The sequence below is a fragment of the Bacillus sp. M6-12 genome (assembly GCF_002860285.1).
Taxonomy (GTDB): domain Bacteria; phylum Bacillota; class Bacilli; order Bacillales; family DSM-1321; genus Peribacillus.
Window position 1 is genome coordinate 118,913 of the sequence record NZ_PGVF01000005.1, and the last position, 17,145, is coordinate 136,057.

16 protein-coding genes, 2 pseudogenes and 1 riboswitch are annotated in these 17,145 nt (G+C 38.2%); of the genes and pseudogenes, 6 read left to right on the plus strand and 12 right to left on the minus strand.

Translation table 11 applies throughout. The annotated features are described in order from the left end of the window. Positions 1–67: 67 nt before the first annotated feature. From CVD28_RS28640 to CVD28_RS29235, 6 genes and pseudogenes are all read right to left on the minus strand, one after another. Positions 68–160: pseudogene (locus CVD28_RS28640) on the minus strand (acyl-CoA thioesterase); the annotation flags it as partial. Positions 161–358: 198 nt separating this feature from the next. Continuing rightward, positions 359–536, minus strand: a riboswitch (cobalamin riboswitch). A 140-nt stretch (positions 537–676) separates the two neighbouring features. Then, positions 677–1,879 (minus strand): MFS transporter, encoded by a 1,203-nt coding sequence (locus CVD28_RS08000; protein ID WP_101591847.1) that lies wholly within the window; start codon positions 1,877–1,879, stop codon positions 677–679. Positions 1,880–1,979: 100 nt separating this feature from the next. Beyond that, positions 1,980–2,237: a hypothetical protein gene (locus CVD28_RS08005; protein ID WP_101591848.1), complete on the minus strand. Its 258-nt coding sequence runs from the start codon at positions 2,235–2,237 to the stop codon at positions 1,980–1,982. A gap of 285 nt (positions 2,238–2,522) precedes the next feature. Then, a complete protein-coding gene (locus tag CVD28_RS08010) occupies positions 2,523–3,989 on the minus strand; it encodes an aldehyde dehydrogenase family protein (protein WP_101591849.1) in 1,467 nt (488 codons plus the stop codon). A 275-nt stretch (positions 3,990–4,264) separates the two neighbouring features. Continuing rightward, on the minus strand, positions 4,265–4,690 hold the full coding sequence (locus CVD28_RS08015) for a MarR family winged helix-turn-helix transcriptional regulator (protein ID WP_101591946.1): 426 nt from the start codon (positions 4,688–4,690) through the stop codon (positions 4,265–4,267). Positions 4,691–4,996: 306 nt separating this feature from the next. Then, a pseudogene (locus CVD28_RS29235) lies at positions 4,997–5,257 on the minus strand (FixH family protein); the annotation flags it as partial. Positions 5,258–5,813: 556 nt separating this feature from the next. Between CVD28_RS29235 and CVD28_RS08025 the strand changes: the two are divergent. The 5 genes from CVD28_RS08025 to CVD28_RS08045 all read left to right on the plus strand — a co-directional run bounded on the left by CVD28_RS08025 (position 5,814) and on the right by CVD28_RS08045 (position 9,347). Then, entirely contained in the window at positions 5,814–6,395 is a 582-nt protein-coding gene (locus CVD28_RS08025) for a copper resistance CopC family protein (RefSeq protein WP_180954053.1), read from the plus strand. Then, positions 6,392–7,471 (plus strand): copper resistance D family protein, encoded by a 1,080-nt coding sequence (locus CVD28_RS08030; protein ID WP_101591852.1) that lies wholly within the window; start codon positions 6,392–6,394, stop codon positions 7,469–7,471. Before CVD28_RS08025 ends, CVD28_RS08030 begins: the two co-directional genes overlap by 4 nt. Before the next feature lie 610 nt (positions 7,472–8,081). Then, positions 8,082–8,462: a YmaF family protein gene (locus CVD28_RS08035; protein ID WP_101591853.1), complete on the plus strand. Its 381-nt coding sequence runs from the start codon at positions 8,082–8,084 to the stop codon at positions 8,460–8,462. Positions 8,463–8,586: 124 nt separating this feature from the next. After that, a complete protein-coding gene (locus CVD28_RS08040; RefSeq protein ID WP_101591854.1) occupies positions 8,587–8,898 on the plus strand; it encodes a hypothetical protein in 312 nt (103 codons plus the stop codon). 236 nt (positions 8,899–9,134) lie between these two features. After that, a complete protein-coding gene (locus CVD28_RS08045) occupies positions 9,135–9,347 on the plus strand; it encodes a hypothetical protein (protein WP_180954055.1) in 213 nt (70 codons plus the stop codon). Positions 9,348–9,469: 122 nt separating this feature from the next. Here the strand turns inward: CVD28_RS08045 and CVD28_RS08050 are convergent, their stop codons facing one another. From CVD28_RS08050 to CVD28_RS08070, 6 genes are all read right to left on the minus strand, one after another. Beyond that, positions 9,470–10,888 (minus strand): NAD(P)/FAD-dependent oxidoreductase, encoded by a 1,419-nt coding sequence (locus CVD28_RS08050; RefSeq protein WP_101591855.1) that lies wholly within the window; start codon positions 10,886–10,888, stop codon positions 9,470–9,472. Between the two features lie 55 nt (positions 10,889–10,943). Next, positions 10,944–11,114 (minus strand): hypothetical protein, encoded by a 171-nt coding sequence (locus CVD28_RS27970; protein ID WP_180954057.1) that lies wholly within the window; start codon positions 11,112–11,114, stop codon positions 10,944–10,946. Positions 11,115–11,213: 99 nt separating this feature from the next. Beyond that, positions 11,214–11,669, minus strand: coding sequence for a MarR family winged helix-turn-helix transcriptional regulator (locus CVD28_RS08055; protein ID WP_101591856.1), 456 nt, complete (start codon positions 11,667–11,669; stop codon positions 11,214–11,216). Between the two features lie 178 nt (positions 11,670–11,847). Beyond that, positions 11,848–13,368: a class I adenylate-forming enzyme family protein gene (locus tag CVD28_RS08060; protein ID WP_101591857.1), complete on the minus strand. Its 1,521-nt coding sequence runs from the start codon at positions 13,366–13,368 to the stop codon at positions 11,848–11,850. Positions 13,369–13,589: 221 nt separating this feature from the next. Further along, a complete protein-coding gene (locus CVD28_RS08065) occupies positions 13,590–14,732 on the minus strand; it encodes an acyltransferase family protein (protein ID WP_101591858.1) in 1,143 nt (380 codons plus the stop codon). A 234-nt stretch (positions 14,733–14,966) separates the two neighbouring features. Beyond that, positions 14,967–15,833, minus strand: coding sequence for an AraC family transcriptional regulator (locus CVD28_RS08070; protein ID WP_101591859.1), 867 nt, complete (start codon positions 15,831–15,833; stop codon positions 14,967–14,969). A 214-nt stretch (positions 15,834–16,047) separates the two neighbouring features. Here CVD28_RS08070 and CVD28_RS08075 point away from each other — a divergent pair, with 214 nt between their 5' ends. After that, positions 16,048–17,136, plus strand: a complete 1,089-nt coding sequence (locus CVD28_RS08075; RefSeq protein ID WP_101591860.1) for an AbrB family transcriptional regulator — start codon at positions 16,048–16,050, stop codon at positions 17,134–17,136. The last annotated feature ends 9 nt before the right edge of the window (positions 17,137–17,145 follow it).

A 17,145-nucleotide genomic window follows, 5' to 3' on the forward strand; every position in this document is an offset into this window, starting at 1 on the left:
CTCTTCTCCTTTTGTAAACTACATTAATATCAATCTTCTTTGTTTTCGCTCTTGGGCTCTTAAGTAATCCAAAGATTGTTCCCATATGATTTGTATCTGGCGGTAACACCAACTTTGTCTGTATCGTTCTGAATACACTTGGAGATATCTTCTCTTCCACAACCTTTTCCTCATTTCTGTTGATAAATCGATATACATCTTCGAAGGTTTATTTGTTTCCCTTTAATAAATTCTATATAAAACAAAAAACCCATCTAGGAAGATGGGTTACATAAACGCAGAATAATCTAGAAAAACAGCACGAATTCACTGTAATAGTTAGAGTACCCCCGTTATATCTTCCCAGCTCCCGAAGAAGATAACACGCTAAAAAATGGCAGGTCTCCTGACTAATGCTTCTTTCTACTCTAATCCCTTCCCGTCCTAGGACAGTGGATATGATTATTTCGTCAGCAATTACAGTTGCGGGTACAGCTCTGGATTTTCACCAGATTCCCTATTAAGTCTTAATAGACACCATTATTATTGGTAGTTATCTATATTTAGTATTTTTGATAATAGTCAAGCACTAAATATTGTATATTTAAAAATATAATATACAATATTTAGTTTGACAAGTCCTATGCTGCCATCCATTAGTTACTTTTTCATGAAATGAAGCAATTCACCTCATATATCACGCAGACATTTTCTCTTCTAAAGCACGATTTTTCTGCTTTGCCTTTCTGCCATGAAGTTTATGATATAAACCGATTGATATTAAAACAATAATGGATCCCAATAAGTAAACTGTTTGGTAACTAGTATGCATAGCAACTATTCCCAATGCGAATGAACCAAAAGCGAATCCGGAATCAAATAAAACAAAAAAGGTGGCAGTTGCGATTCCCTTTCGGCCTTCAGGGGCAGAATGTACGGCTATTGTTTGAAAACAAGAGACGAGTGTACCGAATCCCAAACCAATAAATGCCCCCGACAGTAAGAGTGTAATTCCTGAGGAAGCCTGGCTAAGAAATAAGACGCCTGTACTAAAAAAAATGATGCAAGGATAAATTACAAAGTTTTCTCCATATTGATCAAACCATTTTCCAGTAAAAGGCCGTGATATTAAAAGAAAAACGGCATAGACAACAAAGAAAAAGCTGGATGCCCCCATCAAATTTAACTCTCTTGCGTAGACTGAAATGAAAGAAATGACTCCTGAATACACAAAAGAAAGTGCGAAAGCAATCATAGCAATGGGGAGTGTACTTTTCTCAAAAAAGTCCGAAAGTCCGTTTGGCGTTTTCGATGTTTTTGCCGGCAGAATGCCGGTTTCCGGCAGTTTTAACATGAAAGAGCATCCTAGGGCTAAAACGGAAAAAATCACACACATTATGAAAAGTAAATGAGAACCTGTAATCCCTATAAGGGTAAGACCCAAAAATGGGCCAATTACCATGGCTAAATTCATAAAGGTTGAATAATAGCCCATCCCCTCACCGCGCCGCTCATTTGGTATAATGCCCGCTACTATTCCTCCAGTGGCAGTAGTAGCCATACCAAATCCTATTCCGTGGATAATTCTTATTATCAGCAAGCTGCTGATCGAGTCTGCTGTAAAATATAGAAGGGATCCGGCTAAAAAGGTCCCTGCACCAATGATTAATATCTTTTTTTGTCCAATAGAATCCAGCCACTTCCCTGTTAACGGCCGCAGGATGATGGCAGATACTACAAAGATTGTAATGACGAGGCCAATATCCTTTCCATCTCCATGTAATTCATCTGTTATATAGACAGGAAGTGTAACTGTAAGCATATAAAAGATAAGAAAAATAAAAAAGCTGGCAAAAGAAATGCTGATAAAATCTTTAGTCCAAAGTTTTGCTTTTGTCACGGTATAAACCTCTTTCTGTATTTCTTAGCTTAAAAAGGAAAAGCTCTCCAGGTTGAATGGAGAGCTTCGAAATATTGATAACTCAACTACTCACTTTAATTTAAAGCTCTGTTAAATAGGCTGTTGAGTACCGCTTCAGGCACTCGATTTTACCTCTCACGTTTACCGCCTGCTGAGTCTCCCTTGCTCCGCTTCCCCCGCAGGACATTGAAGGGAACATCTTCGAACAAAGACCGCACGAAGGAAATGCGGATGCATTTTCGAGGAGTCCCGCGCCTTCCGCTCCAATATAGAAAAGCGAAAGCGCCCTGGTCAGAGGAAGAACGGCTAAAGTCGCCAGTGTTGTAACAAAAACCATGTTACAACCTTCCTCCTGTGGCAACGCCGTTCTGACCCACGTCATGACAAAGGAACGTCGACTAAGTTCTGGCACGTCCTGTGCCAAACGTCGACGCCAGCACATCCCTGTGCAAGTCCGACAAGCATAAGACAAGCGCTGACAGAAGGCGCTATTTGCTTTCCGAAGCGATTGGCTTATGACCAAGGTTGTAACGGCTCTTGGTTACAACACTCGAGGGGCTGGGCGCTGCAGCTAGACATAAACATAGTATCAAGATAAACAAAGACCTTTAACATAGTCTAATTAAAAAGGAAATTCACGATATTTCTTTTGAACCGATACCCATTTTGTTGTTGTAAATTCTTCAATTAGCCAAGGATTACCGAATCGGCCAACCCCAGATGCTTTATTACCCCCAAACGGAATATCAGGCTGTGCATTTACAGTTTGGTCGTTAATGTGAGTTACGCCGCTATCAATTTGCAGGGCAAACTGTTCAGCTCTTTCAAAATCCTGTGTGAATATCGCTGAAGAAAGGCCATACTCTGTTTCTGATGCGATTTCGATAGCTTCTTCATCACTATCAACAGGAATGATCATGGCAATTGGAGCAAACATCTCAGTTTGCGCAAGGACAGATTCATTTTTTACATCTATAAACACATAAGGTGTTAAAACATTTCCTACACGCTTTCCTTCAAGGGCGAGTTTGACCCCGCTATTTTTAGCATCTTCAATTACCGCTTGTGCTTTTTCAATCTGTCTTTCATTAATAAGAGGTCCGACCACTGTAGCAGGATCCTTTGGATCACCATATGGAAGTGCCTTCGTTCTTTCAACAAATTTAGCAGTAAATTCTTCAACAAGATCTTTGTGTACGATAAATCTGTTCGTAGCCATGCAAATTTGTCCTTGGTGGGCGAATTTTCCAAAGATAGCAGCATCAACAGCACGATCAACATCGGCATCAGATAACACGATAAATGGATTGTTTCCGCCAAGCTCTAATGCAACCTTTTTCAGGTTTCTTCCGGCAATTGCACCTATATGACGGCCTACAGCGGTTGAGCCTGTAAAGGAAATAAACCTTGGAATTGGGTGCTCAAGCAGATAGTCACCAGTTCCATCTGTTTTAGGATCAGTTAATAATAAATTTAATACTCCTGCCGGAAGCCCTGCTTCTTCAAATGCTCTAGTAAGGATAACACCGCCTGTGATGCCAGTAGCTACATCCGGCTTGTGAACTACAGCATTACCAAGTGCAATCGCAGGAGCAATCGTCCGCACTGACAAATTCAGCGGGAAGTTAAAAGGAGTTATTGATGTAATGACTCCAATTGGCACACGATAAACATGATTTTCTTTTCCTTCAATCATAGCAGGAACTTCTTTCATTAAGTTCACTTCATCAGCAAACTTAATAGCTTCTTCCAATTCTTCAAAAGTAATTTGAAGGGCGATATTTGCTGAAAGAACAGTTCCGCCTGTTTCAGAAGTGTAAATATCGATAATTTCTTCTTTGTGTTCTTGCAGGTATGAGATTACTTTTCTTAGTACTTCTTTTCTTTCTTCGGGAGTGGTTTTAGCCCACTCCTTTTGAGCTGCCTGTGCAGTGATCATTGCTTTATCTATATCTTCTTTTGTAACAGTCTTAACAGAATACAATGTGGAACGGTCATACGGATTTAGGACATCGATTGATTTGGCTCCGTTTCCTTCAACCCATTCGCCATTGATAAATTGTTTTGTAAAGTCTTTAAAGTTAACCATAAGTATTTTCCCCTTTGTTTTAGATAATAGTGAAACCTTTGCTTACATTCGGCAAAAGCTCTTAAGTTAAGATGTTGCTACAACAACTAAAATTCCTCGAAAATAAATACCGATTCAGGTTCCGTGAACCTCAGTCTCGATTTTCATTTACATATCCCTATGTTTTTCATTATGTTAAGCAACAACAGCATCATATTATCATATAAAAATTTGTTGTAACAACTTTTTTGCCCGAAGAAATTTTTGGTAATATTATTAGTCTCTGTTCCAAAAATTTACCGTACATTATTTCTCATTTTTGTAAGGATCCTGCTAAATTCCTTTAACTCATCTTCTGTAACGCCATTAGTAACAAGCTGGTTAAACTCTTCGGTTATAGGAATAATTTCATTGCCAAGTGCACAGCCTTTATCAGACAAATAAACTTTTAATGAGCGGCGGTCGTGCTGGCTGATGGTCCTTTCAATAAAACCCTTATGTTCCAGGTTTAACACCATTCGAGCGATATTCGTTTTATCTTTATCCAGCTTTTCAGCAATATCATTTTGAGATAAACCGTCCTGTTCCCAAAGAAGCATCAGAATTAGATTTTGTTCGGGAGCAAGATTAAAAGGCGCTAACTTATTTTTAATATAGCTTGTTAGCGTTAAATCAGTCTGATGAATGGCTATACTTATATAATCTGCCCAGGATAATTTCAAATGGCTCTCCCCCAAAAAGTTGCTGTCTGAATTATATGTAAAAGAGATTTTTTTGTCAATTCCGTAAAATAATTTGGATTTGTTAAATCTCATTGTTGATTTTGCCACTATGTTGATTGGAGCGGAAGGCGGAAGAACGCGATAAGATGAGCGTTCTTTTTTATTTTGGATGGTATTTCTTTCACTAACAGATGATAAAAACCGAACTATAATTAGTTCGGCTGGTTCCTTTATCAAAATATCTTACAATACTAGTGATGGCCTCCACCCTCTTTGCTTTCATGCATAGCATGAGCTTCATTTTCCTCAAGCTCTTTCAAGGCAGCTTCTGAAACTTGACCTGCAATGTATCTTTTTCTTTGGCATTGAATGAAGGCTGCGAGCCGTTACGTGTGATTGTACATAATAGATGCCGCCGGTTGTAAAGGTGTTTTTAGCAGTATAGATTCCTTCTTTTTTATGATCTGTCTTTAACATAATACTTTTCTTTTCCTTGTCAGCATCCCAAATTTCAAACTTTACTTCATCTGCATCTTCTACATTTTCTTTCCCTGCGTTACCTTGACATTTAACGTTGTTTCCTTGTTCAGCTCAGCCATGGTCTTTTCTTGCTTCTATTGCAAACGAAAGACCATCCATAAATGGCATCATGAAATCATCTACAATTAAAAGGTCTGGCATCCTGTTGTGATTCTTGTCCAAAGCGTCCTTCCGTTAGCAGCTTCCGCAATCTGATTTCCTTCTTTCTGTAAAAAGGTTTTCACTATTTACGGTTATACTATTCACACTTCAAACCCTCGTTCCTTAAAGGAATTTCTATATAAATAAATACCTATCTTACAGGTGAAATGTGAAGTCTTTGTGAGGTTTTTAGAGTTTGAAAAAAATCGGAGAGAAAATTTTTTTTTGATTGACTTGATATTTTTTGATCTCTACAATGAACAAGGTGCCAAATTACAAAGTTTTATAAGCATAGGGGAAATACAGGATATTCTAAGAAATGATCTTTAAATGTCGGTGAGCGCATTTAAGGAGTTTCGCATTTTTTAAAGGAAACACATCCAGTAACAGCGGAAACCTGAAAGGTTCTCCAAAACAAAATAATAATTTTGAGGTGATTCATTTGAAATTTATATTATATTTTTTGTTAGTTATTTCTCTTTTAGTCCTCCCTGCTTCTGCTTTTGCCCATACAGGAATCGAAAGCTCAAAGCCTGAAGCTAACTCCATTGTACAGGAAAATACAAAAGAAATTACACTGTTCTTTGAAGGTAATATTGAAGATATAAGCACCATGGCTGTAAAGGATGGAAATGGGCAGGAATTAGAATTAAAAACTGTAAATGTTAAAGGGCAAACGTTAACCGGGGAACTCGTAAATCCTCTTCCAAAGGGAAACATTACCGTTACATATAATATCGTTTCTGAGGATGGGCATCCGATGGAAGGCGATTTTGCTTTTCAAGTAGCCAACGAACCGTCAACCGTCCCGAATACTAATGGAACTCAGAAATCACAAGATGAAACTGAGCCTGAAGAAATGGAAAAAGCAGATCCAAAGCAAGAAGAATCAAATACTAGCCCTTCAACTGCCGTTCAGGATGAGAGGGAAACAAACGGTGTTTCAACTTTGCTAATAGTGGTTGTGGCTGTTGTAATTGTCGGGGGAATAATCTTGGTTATGGTAAGAAAAAGAAATAAATGACCTGGCTTATTACGTTATCAGATGCAGCTCTATATCTTTGTTTTTCCATGTTGCTAGGGAGTTGTCTTTTAGCTTCTTTACCTGAGAATAAGAAAGTACCGATCCGTTTTTCAAATCGGTGCCGTGTTATGCTGGCACTGCTTATTCCATTGCTGGCATTTGTTCCAGTGTTAGACATCCTTTTTCAATTTTCAGCTAATCGGGATATTTCAGCCGTCCTGACAAGTGTTTTATTGCATTCCAGAACGGGATCAACTTGGCTGGTGGCTGTTATAGTATCCATTTTTCTGGTTTTATTTTTCTTGAATATGGATATTCAAACATCAAGATTGAACGCTGGTATTACTCTTATGTGGGTAAGCTTGCTTGCATTTATTGTAAATTGGTCTGGCCATATTGCTGCACTATCTCCAATTTGGGGTTATTTGGCTAATACGATACACTTCATATCTATGGCATTTTGGACAGGTATATTATTTATCATTAGCTGGAAATCAACAGCAGACTCAAACTGGGACGTGTTTAGAAAATGGTTTACACCATTCGCATTTTCCTGTGTACTTCTGATTCTCGTTACGGGTATCATCCTTATGAAGTATACCGTTCCTGAGTACTGGAATTCCTGGCTCTTGCCTTATGGCGAAGCACTTTTGTTAAAGCATTTGTTGTACTCTTTAGTATTAATATTTGCTTTCATTAACGGCTTTGTTCAAAAAAGACAAATGAATATAAAATGGCTAAGAGCAGAAAGTATCGTCATATTTGTTGTATTTATAGTCACAGCGTTTATGAGTCAATCTGTGCCGCCAAAGAACGTTTCAGAATCCATTGATAATGCAGGAACAAGCCCAATGATAACAGCTATTACTGGTAAAGAATGGGACTCAAAATTTTCCGTTGCCTTAACCTGGAACCCTAAAATGATGATTTTCATAGGTATTGCAATCCTTATTTCAGTTTTAATGCTGCAAATATACGAACATAAAACTAGTCCATACCTGTTCGCATTATTTGGCTGCCTATTGGTGCTTTCACTGTTTTTTACAATCCTATTTGCAATTGAACCGTTAATTTAAAACATATAAAGCATTCTGTAATGTTTTAGTATGATCTTTAGTTGACACCGTCACCGTACCAGCTAAAGCCACCTTGTCCGATTGTTTACCATCATTTCAAAAGTATAGACAACGTATAGCGAAACTTTATAGTGACCCCATATATTACGGTATAAAAAAAAGAGCCAATGGCTCTTTTTTTATGCTCCTAACAGCAATGACCTGTATTTCCTAACAACACAATCCCCTTTTTGTCTCCGCTAAGATCAAGAGTAAGGTCATGTGTACTTGGTTCAATCATTGGGTCAATCGCAACCTGTATTTCGTTTATTAAAAAAATTTTATCATTTGCTTCTGGCTCATCCAGATCAAGTCCTACTTGAGGCTGCCCTCATCCATAACCAGCAAAAAATACACGAATGTTTTTGGAACTTTTGTTTTAATATATCACGAGCTTGATCTGTGATAATCATTGCCATGCCACATTTCAAAGGAAAGGTTTTTGCCTGCTTATACTACTTCTTTTGTCTCTGATTTTGGACTGTCTATTCCTTGATAATGTGTGTTCTAAATGCCTGCTCCTTTTTATATTATAACTCTACAATATTTAAAATAAAAAGGAGTGTTACGGATGGAAATTCCTGTTTCTGGATTTATGTATCATTCAAATGATTCAGATCCTATGCATTCTCACCACCTTTATATTACCTCATGGGATGGAAGACCAGTGTCTACCCATGTCCATGAATTTAAAGGAGTCACCTCTTTTAATAGCGGACACAGTCACAGATATGCTGGCAGAACAGAACCAGCACCAACTGGAGTGCAACATACACACAGATACTTTACTTTCACTTCTATCAACGATGGGCATCGACATCAAATTAGAGGAGTTACTGGACCCGCTATCCCATATCAAGGGGGCGGGCATTATCATGAGTTTAGTGGTGTTACCACCGTGGATGGAACTGCCCCCCACAGACATGGATATAGTGGAACAACAAGTTTATAAATAACTTTTCCTAGCTCACCGATTGTGGTGAGTCTTTTAATTTAAGTACCATTTTTTACAATTGAATAAAAATCGGGAAACGGAGAACAATACCTTTAAACTAAAAAGGAAAGAGGTATTGAATATGAATACAAAGTGGTTAAAACTTTTAACAGCATTATTTCTATCTGCTGCTATGGTAGCGGGATGTAATAATGACGATGGTGACAATAATCCGCCTCCAAACGTGGATCAGAACGATACAAATGATGGAGACGATAATAATTTGCCAGACGTTGATGAAAACGACACAAATGATGAAGGTGACAACGATACACTTCCAGGCGTTGACGAAAATGATACAATAACTGATGATGATGAAGATGACAGAGATCCCGATCCTGAAGATCCTGTAGAAGATACAGAGGATGCAGACAAAGATAAGAAAGATGAATAAAGTTATATAGTAACCCTGCAGCACCGTTCTTCCTGGAACGGTGCTTCTTGCTGTTCGTACCTATTATCATGCCGATTAGAACCCTATTTGAAGCATACTTCGAGGCTATCGGAGATAATCACTTAGTTGGGTCTTACTCTAAAAGAGGCTTGTTCTACAGGCAACATGGTCTTAAAGGACATACTCTTTCCTTATAAGGCATGCATAAAGTAAGGTAGAAACATAGGGAGGTTTTCATGTTGGACTATCAAATGATTAATGCAAATCAAATGCCTCAGTTCGATCAGGAACAAATTTCTGATATGGATTTAAGACAGTATTATTATCCGCGTCCAAGACGGCGACGCAGACCATATTACCCATATTACCCATATTACTTCTATCCGCCATACCCATATTATCCATATTATCCAGGGTATGGATACGGTGGAGGTTATGGAGGCTACTAATAGTAATAGGCACATTGCTCATTTTATATTTAAAATTAGAAAATCTATTAATTTAATTTAAATAGAAAAAAAACAACGTTCACAATTTGAATTGTGAACGTGTTTTTTTTTCTTTATTTTCCTCAGCAGCAGGATTTACTTTTAATCTCAATTTTCACAGGGGCGCTAGTTCCGCAGCATGAATTGGTTAAAGCAGGTTCCTTTTCTGAGCAGGATGCTGATTTACAGCTGTCATTAGAAGTTACTGTATCAGGAGTCATAGTTTCATCACAGCAATTCTTTAGATTCACACTGCACACTCCTGTTTCAGGGAGTTCCAGCCGGACTTCTTTCGCAGCGGTAAAATCGCCTGTCAGATAAGCGACAACTGATCTCACTTGTTCATACCCTGTTGCGAGCAGGAAGGTTGGTGCCCTTCCATAGCTTTTCATACCAACAATATAGAAATCCTTTTCTGGCTGTCTTAATTCTTCTTCACCATGCGGCCTGACCGTTCCGCAACTATGAATATTCGGATCAATAAGCGGGGCAAGAGCCTCTACACTTTCAACAGCTGAATCTAGGCTTAGTCTGACTTCGCCAATGTACGAGGTATCGGGTCTGAATCCAGTGCTTACGACTATTTCATCTACATTGCCGACTGACGTTTCCTCCCCGTTTATTTCCCCAATTATATTAATTTTTCCATTTTGGGAAGCTATTTCGGTTACATAAAACGGTGTTAAAATAGTTAGTTTTCCAGATTCTGCAAGCTGTTGAATTCTAATGCCAAGTTCTCCGCGAGCCGGTAAGCCATCATTTTCCTGGCCGCCATACACTTCTGCAATATGTTTCTTGCGGAGAACCCAGTAGATAGCTGTTTCGGAATGTTTTTCTTGTAATTGTGCTAAATCAAGTAGAGCATTAATCGCTGAATGGCCGCTTCCGATAACCATCACATTCTTATTCGCATATCTATTTTCCAGTTCCTGTACATTAGGAATGCCATAGAAAATCTGATCTTTTAATCTTCTTTCTGCATTTGTCCAAATTCCATTAGAAAGAATCGGATTTGGATTCTTCCATGTTCCGGATGAATCAATAACAGCTCTTGCTTCAAATAATTTTGTTTCCCCGTCTACCTCTGCATAAATTTGAAATGGAACATTTTCTCTTTGGGCATCTTTTAATTTATCGTGCCCTTTTTTAGTGACACCAACTACTATAGCATTTAATATGACATGCTCCTTCATTTCAGGAAGATTCCATAGTGGCAGCAGGTATTCCTCTGCAAGTTCACGGCCGGTTGGTATCTTCTCGACATCCGGTGATTTCCAGCCGGATTGTTTAAGGAATTCTTTTGCCGCTTTATCAATATTGTATTGCCATGGAGAAAACATTTTGACGTGTCCCCACTCAAGCACGCTTGAACCAACTGAAGCACCGGCTTCAAACACGATAAACTTCTCCCCTTTTTTTAATAATTGAGCAGCTGCAGCGAGTCCTACAGGGCCACCGCCAATAATTGCGACTGGCAAGGCGCTATTCTTAAATTGATTCATTTTGTTCCTCCCTTGAATGAAAATTCGGTCAGTGTCTGCATCTTTCAGTTTAATCTTAACAGCAAGCCGCTTGGCAGCAGTCGGTTTGAACTGTTGCCTGTTTGAAAATCGGAATTTGTTTCTTTGTGTGCTTTGCTGGGTTCCTTAAGATTTGTTCTTTCATTAACCCTTCAAATTCTCGAACTCTCTCTTTCGCAATAACTTGAACCTCATAATCATTAAACATTGTAAATCCTCCTTTTTATTTGGTTTCATTTGGGCTTAACGAACATGTTAGAGCTTTAAGTTAAAGCTTGTAATTTGCAAGTGTTTTCAAAAAAAGATACTACCCCCAAGGAGTAGTGCAGCACACAGATGATTTTACCATTCGGTCATTTAGTAATTTTAAAGAACGAACAACAGTTTCTTTTTCGAACTCATTCATGGTAGAGAAGATCTCATTCAGATAATCATTCATTTGCTGTTCTATGGTGTTGTTAATCTTAATGCCATCTTCGGTCAGAGAAAGAATGGAAATTCGGCGATCTTCAGCATCCGGCGTTTTTTTCACTAAATTCATTTTAATAAGAGTCTGAACCTGCCGGCTGAAGGTAGTAATATCTGTACCCAGTGTCTCCGCGATTTGCTGGATCGAAGGTTTATGCTGACGGTGAATTTCATATAGGATATGGCTCTGGACTAATGAAACCTCAATTTGTTCAGTACTGCAGCAGTTTTTGTTTAATAGTCCAAACCGCCTTGTCAATAGTTGAAACAGTCCTCGAAGATTTTCAGTTTCCATTATTTTCACCTCTTGGTTTATTTATACGCTATGTATTTGCAAAATGCAACCATTTTATTTTGAAAATATTTTGAAATGCTGTAGCAAACTAGAGGTTTAATAGTAAGAAAATTAAAAACTTATACCTAAAAACCTTAGCCCAAAATATAAAGGCTAAGGTTTTTTTCCAATCATCATATTAAGCTGAATGAACTTTATCTCTAAGCACCATCTTGAGTACTTTTCCGCTGGCGTTTCGCGGCAGAGCATCTAAGAATTCAATTTCTGCCGGGAGTTTATAATTTGCGAGCCGCTTGGAACAATAGGATAGGACTTGATCTTCTGAAAGTACTTTTCCTTGCTTGGTCACTACGTATGCCTTTGGAACCTCTCCCAGTATTTCATGAGGGACTCCTACAACCGCTGCCTCTAGAATTTCTGGAATTTCATATAGTATTTCTTCTATTTCAACCGGGTACACATTTTCTCCTCCGCGTATGATCATGTCTTTCTTCCGGTCAACAATATACAGCAATCCGTCTTCATCAAACCTGCCTAAATCACCGCTATACAACCAGCCATTTTTAATAGATTGCTGAGTAGCTTCGTCGTTCTTCAAGTAGCCCTTCATAACCTGTGGCCCTTTAACCACAATTTCTCCTACTTGGCCTGCCGGCAGCGGATCACCATATTCATCGACTACTCTTACCTCAGTCTGCGGAAGCATTTCCCCGACGGATCCTATTTTTGCTAGTGCATAATGGTCCTTTAATGTAGTAGCAGCAGGAGAATTCTCAGTCTGGCCGTACATATTCTGTACCTTTACATCGGGGAATAGTGTCTTTACCTGCTTTACCAGCTCGTAGGGCATCGGTGCAGCACCATAGGAGAATAAACGCAGATGAGATAAATCCACTGTTTTCAGTTTTTCCGTATTAAGTAAAATACTGTACATGGCTGGTACGCCAAAGAATATAGTAACTTTTTCTTTTTCCATTGTCTCCAATGTTTTTTCAGGAGAAAATGCCTCTTCAATGACGAGCGATCCTCCTGCATAGACTACCGGGATACTAAAAACATGGCTTGCTGCACAATGAAATAAAGGAGTGACAATATGCATCCGGTCAGCATAAGTGATATCCATCGCTTCCATCCAAATCTGAGCCGTTGCCGCTACATTTTTATTTGATAGCATAACGCCTTTTGGCCTGCCGGTGGTACCTGATGTGTAAAATACAACAGCAGTATCATCATCCTGTGCATCCGGATTCTTTAAGGTTCTTTTTTTGCCATGAATGATTGCTTCCAGTCCAATCACACCATTTTCTTCGCTGCCAACCAGAACACGGTCTTCTATTCTATGAAGGCTAGGTTCAATTTCTTGTAAAAGATCATTAAACCGGGAATCATAGATTAACGCTTTTGCTTCGGAGTGATTCAATATATATTCCACTTCGCGTGCCGTCAGCTTTGTATTCACAGGCAAAACAGTAAAACCTCCGATATGGCAGGCATAATAACAAATTAAAAAATAGTCTGAGTTATGTAAATAAACTGCTATGATATCGTTTTTGCCATACCCTTTTTCCTGAAAATAACCAGCTAGTTTTTCTGCTTGTTTATAAAAGTCTCCATATGATGTATGGTGATTGTTAAAAGTGGTGATCAATTGATCAGGAAAATTTGAAGCTATTTCTTTCAATTTATCAGCAATATACATAGAATACCTCCAGTTTCATTGTAAGCGCTTTATTTCTTACTCCTATGATAAATTGATAGTACTTGGATGTCTACTGATCTGTTTGAATATTTAGTTAATATCATTGTGAATTTTTCATATTAACTATCGTATGTTATTTAGTATGGGTTTAGAATATTGATATTTTATCAGTCTGAAAAAAACAAAATCTGTTACATTGTCGTAACAGATTCATTTTCTTTCTATGCGGTAGGCCTATCAGCAAAAACTTCTTTCTCATAGAGTTTTTGGCCTTTCATTCCGAATAAGAATCTTAAAACAGGAACACGCCGGATAATAAAATGGAAACACAGCATAATCAGAAGAAATGAGACAGAAATAAGAAATATAAGCTTTAAGGGCACTGGCCAAGATAAGTCACGTATAATAAAACCGAGAAGTAAAATAACAGGCTGATGGAGAACATAAAATGACATGGAAGCCTCACTTCCATACTCTAAAATATGATTGGAAGATATTAAATACTTGTCTGCGAGATAGAAAATACATAATAATAAACTCCAGCAATTAATTGTTCGTACCGCAAAAAAGATTATTTCCTGAAAAGAACCTGGTTGGGGATATGCATTCATAAACCAAACGATATAAGTAACTGATGTAATAAGCGCCAAAAAAATATGAACACCAATTGTTGATTTCAGTGCTGGTTTAAAGGATTGACTGGAAAAGAAATAATAGCCATAAATAAAAATAATTAAGTAAAAAACGATATCCCAACCGCCTAACCCTTGTGTTTCTATTTTTCCGGAGATAAAAAGTAAAGTGGGCAGAATATATAAATGTATCATTCCAAATTTGCGGATACTTGGAATTTTTTTAAATAATGGTACCGTGAGAAAAGAAAAAACTAATAATACAAGTAAATACCATAAATGCAATCCAAAAAAGGCAAAGTTCCCTGTGCCGCCAAAATCCAAATATACTCCATCAAAATAATGTGGGAAGAATTCAAAGAATGAACCTTTAAACTGATTGTTGGCTAATCGCTCCATGTAGACTTGCGGAGGTGTCAGGACAAATACTCCGAATGCGAGCGGCACTCCCAGCCGAAGAATACGTTCTTTTAGATAGATTTTTATACTCCTTCTTTTTAGTGCATAAGAAACGCTAATTCCTGAAATTGCGAAAAAAATCGGCATGATCCATGCGCCAATAAAAAGGGAAAATACTAAAATACTGCTTGAATCCAATTCATTATTTTTAACGTGCCAAGGAAATGGATTAAAAAACATGGAGCAGTGATATAGGAATACGGCAATTGTAGCTAATACCCGAATCCAATCCATATCATATTGCCGTTTTAGTGAAATATCTTTATTTTCCATAACTCACCCCTACAAAATCATTCATTATCATTAGAAAAATTTACCTCTTATCTTTTCAGTAATTATTTTAACATTAATTAAAAAATTAAGAATGAATTTCATCTAAAATAGTTCGAGTACTTTTTCATTTCCTGCCACATGGTCAGAAACTGAATTTACTGAAGTTACGCCTTTTTAGTTCTGGTAATAAAAAAATTGATTACCCGGAGGCAATCAATTTTTATTAGTCAATGTTCATTTTTTAATTGGAATCCAGATTTCTGAATAGTAGTCAGGACTGTATGCATTTCCCTTCGGATAAACTTCCAATTCCGGAGTGCCGGCATGCTGGAAGCCGCTTGAAGGAAACCACTCAGAGTATATTTGCTTCCATACTCTTTGCATAGCATCAGGCATAGCTCCATGAACACCGAAAACTACCCATTTAGATGGCGGTATTTCCAGCTTCGAAAACTCTGCCGGCAGGTCACCGTCATATTCTGCTGCAATCCAATAATCCATAACTGGCTCAGCGCTTGTTCTGCTTTTATCTACGCAAACGCCTAAAACACCTTGTATCTGCCCGTTATTCATTGTACCCAATAAATTGCTGGTCCCATCTTCGTTCAGCTTTTCCCATAGCTTTGGAATCGCTTTTAAATTTTGTTCATTTTGTAAGGAACACTCCTGCTTTACGCCAACTGCCTGAAAACCGTCTCTTTCTACTACTTTAAAATTCATTGGTTCTGCTCCTTTCAGACTCACCTCAATGACGAGGCGGTTATAAGATTTTAGTGACTCGGTGCTCTTCCTCGCTTCAGTCGGAGAAACACCATGCTGCCTGCGAAAGGCTTTTGAAAATGCTTCGGGAGTGTCATAACCATATTTATAGGCAAGATCGATAATCTTACAGTCAGTTCTTTTCAGCTCCTGAGCAGCTAATGTCAATCGGCGGCGTCTCAAATAATCGCCTACGGAAATATCGGTCAGTATTGAAAACATACGCTGAAAGTGAAATGCTGAAGAATTTGCCTGCTCAGCGATACTCTCGATAGAGATATCCTCTAATAAATATTTTTCCATGTAGTCTATTGCCTTCTGTAAGGATTCAATCCATGCCATAAACTCACTCCTTGAAATGATAATATCAGTAAAGGAAATTCAATTCCGGTCAATTTATGCTCTGTTTTGTCTGTATTTTGCTGATTAGAAAAAGCTGCTTCCACATTATGTTGTATGAACAATCTAAAAGGCTTTTAAGACATTTTTATTGGTTTTACTTGTTTTATTATATAATAGAGATATTATTTTAGCGTGATTAGTTAGGGATGGTGTTTTGAAAAAGTTAGACATTCAAAGTAAACCTGTTCGGTTAATCTGTACATTTCTGATTGCATGTGGAGGAAGTCTATTATTCTCGCTTTTCCATTTGCCTGTTGCCTGGCTGCTTGGATCGCTGGTAGCAGTATTCATCGGTTCCAGGGCAGCCAAGGTTAAAATGTTTTGGCCGGCTTATTTTCGTGATGCAGGTTTGCTGGCAGTCGGGTATTCATTGGGTTTATCTTTTACTAAAGAGGCTGTTATGCAAATAGGTAAACAGCTTCCTTCTATAGCAACTGCAACAGTAATGCTGATTTTGTTCTGTGCCGGTATAGCTTTTATTGTTTCAAGGCTCAGCGGGATTGATTATCCGACAGTTCTGACGGGGAGTATCCCTGGAGGACTAGGTCAAATGATTATGCTGGCTGAAGAGATGAAGGATATTAATACGACGGTTGTCGCGTTTTTACAGGTTACAAGGTTATTAATGGTAATATTTCTGATCCCTTTTATGATATTTAGTCCTATAGTGGGCGGAAAAAAAGAAATGATCATGCACCATGCTGCGTTCGATTACAGCTATTCTATCCTCGACATTCTTTTATTCGCGGCGGCTTCTATCATGGGAGCCTTTTTGGGAAAAAAACTAAAACTTCCCACTCCTTTTTTATTAGGGCCATTAGCAGGTACGGCAATCCTCGTTCTTTGCGGTATGGAGCCAATACCTTTGCCGAATACAATCTTAAATTTCTCACAGCTGATAATCGGCAGTTATGTAGGGCTGCTTTTAATTCCGGATAAGCTGGATAAGAAATGGACTTTCTCTGGATTATCGATTTTAAGCGGCGGGATTTTGATAATGGGATCCCTTGCTTTGAGTATCTTTCTGCATAAAACTTATGGAATGTCGTTAAAAACAAGTTTTTTAAGTGTGGCTCCAGGCGGAATGGATCAAATGGGGTTAATTGCCCATGAAGTCAAAGCCGATTTATCTGTAGTTACAGGCTACCAAGTATTCAGGCTCTTTTTTATCTACTTTGCAGTTCCTCCGTTATTAAAAATGCTTTTTAAAAAGTTTCGTAAAAAAGGAACTAGCCCCAATTAAGCAATATGC

What these genes read in the sequence shown, in the direction of transcription:
- CVD28_RS08055 (WP_101591856.1), bottom strand. Translation starts at nt 11,669, where the DNA reads ATGGAAACTGAAAATCTTCGAGGACTGTTTCAACTATTGACAAGGCGG.
- CVD28_RS08040 (WP_101591854.1), top strand. Translation starts at nt 8,587, where the DNA reads ATGAATACAAAGTGGTTAAAACTTTTAACAGCATTATTTCTATCTGCT.
- CVD28_RS08005 (WP_101591848.1), bottom strand. Translation starts at nt 2,237, where the DNA reads ATGGTTTTTGTTACAACACTGGCGACTTTAGCCGTTCTTCCTCTGACC.
- CVD28_RS08070 (WP_101591859.1), bottom strand. Translation starts at nt 15,833, where the DNA reads ATGGCATGGATTGAATCCTTACAGAAGGCAATAGACTACATGGAAAAA.
- CVD28_RS08010 (WP_101591849.1), bottom strand. Translation starts at nt 3,989, where the DNA reads ATGGTTAACTTTAAAGACTTTACAAAACAATTTATCAATGGCGAATGG.
- CVD28_RS08065 (WP_101591858.1), bottom strand. Translation starts at nt 14,732, where the DNA reads ATGGAAAATAAAGATATTTCACTAAAACGGCAATATGATATGGATTGG.
- CVD28_RS08030 (WP_101591852.1), top strand. Translation starts at nt 6,392, where the DNA reads ATGACCTGGCTTATTACGTTATCAGATGCAGCTCTATATCTTTGTTTT.
- CVD28_RS08060 (WP_101591857.1), bottom strand. Translation starts at nt 13,368, where the DNA reads ATGTATATTGCTGATAAATTGAAAGAAATAGCTTCAAATTTTCCTGAT.
- CVD28_RS08050 (WP_101591855.1), bottom strand. Translation starts at nt 10,888, where the DNA reads ATGAATCAATTTAAGAATAGCGCCTTGCCAGTCGCAATTATTGGCGGT.
- CVD28_RS08045 (WP_180954055.1), top strand. Translation starts at nt 9,135, where the DNA reads ATGTTGGACTATCAAATGATTAATGCAAATCAAATGCCTCAGTTCGAT.
- CVD28_RS08035 (WP_101591853.1), top strand. Translation starts at nt 8,082, where the DNA reads ATGGAAATTCCTGTTTCTGGATTTATGTATCATTCAAATGATTCAGAT.
- CVD28_RS27970 (WP_180954057.1), bottom strand. Translation starts at nt 11,114, where the DNA reads ATGTTTAATGATTATGAGGTTCAAGTTATTGCGAAAGAGAGAGTTCGA.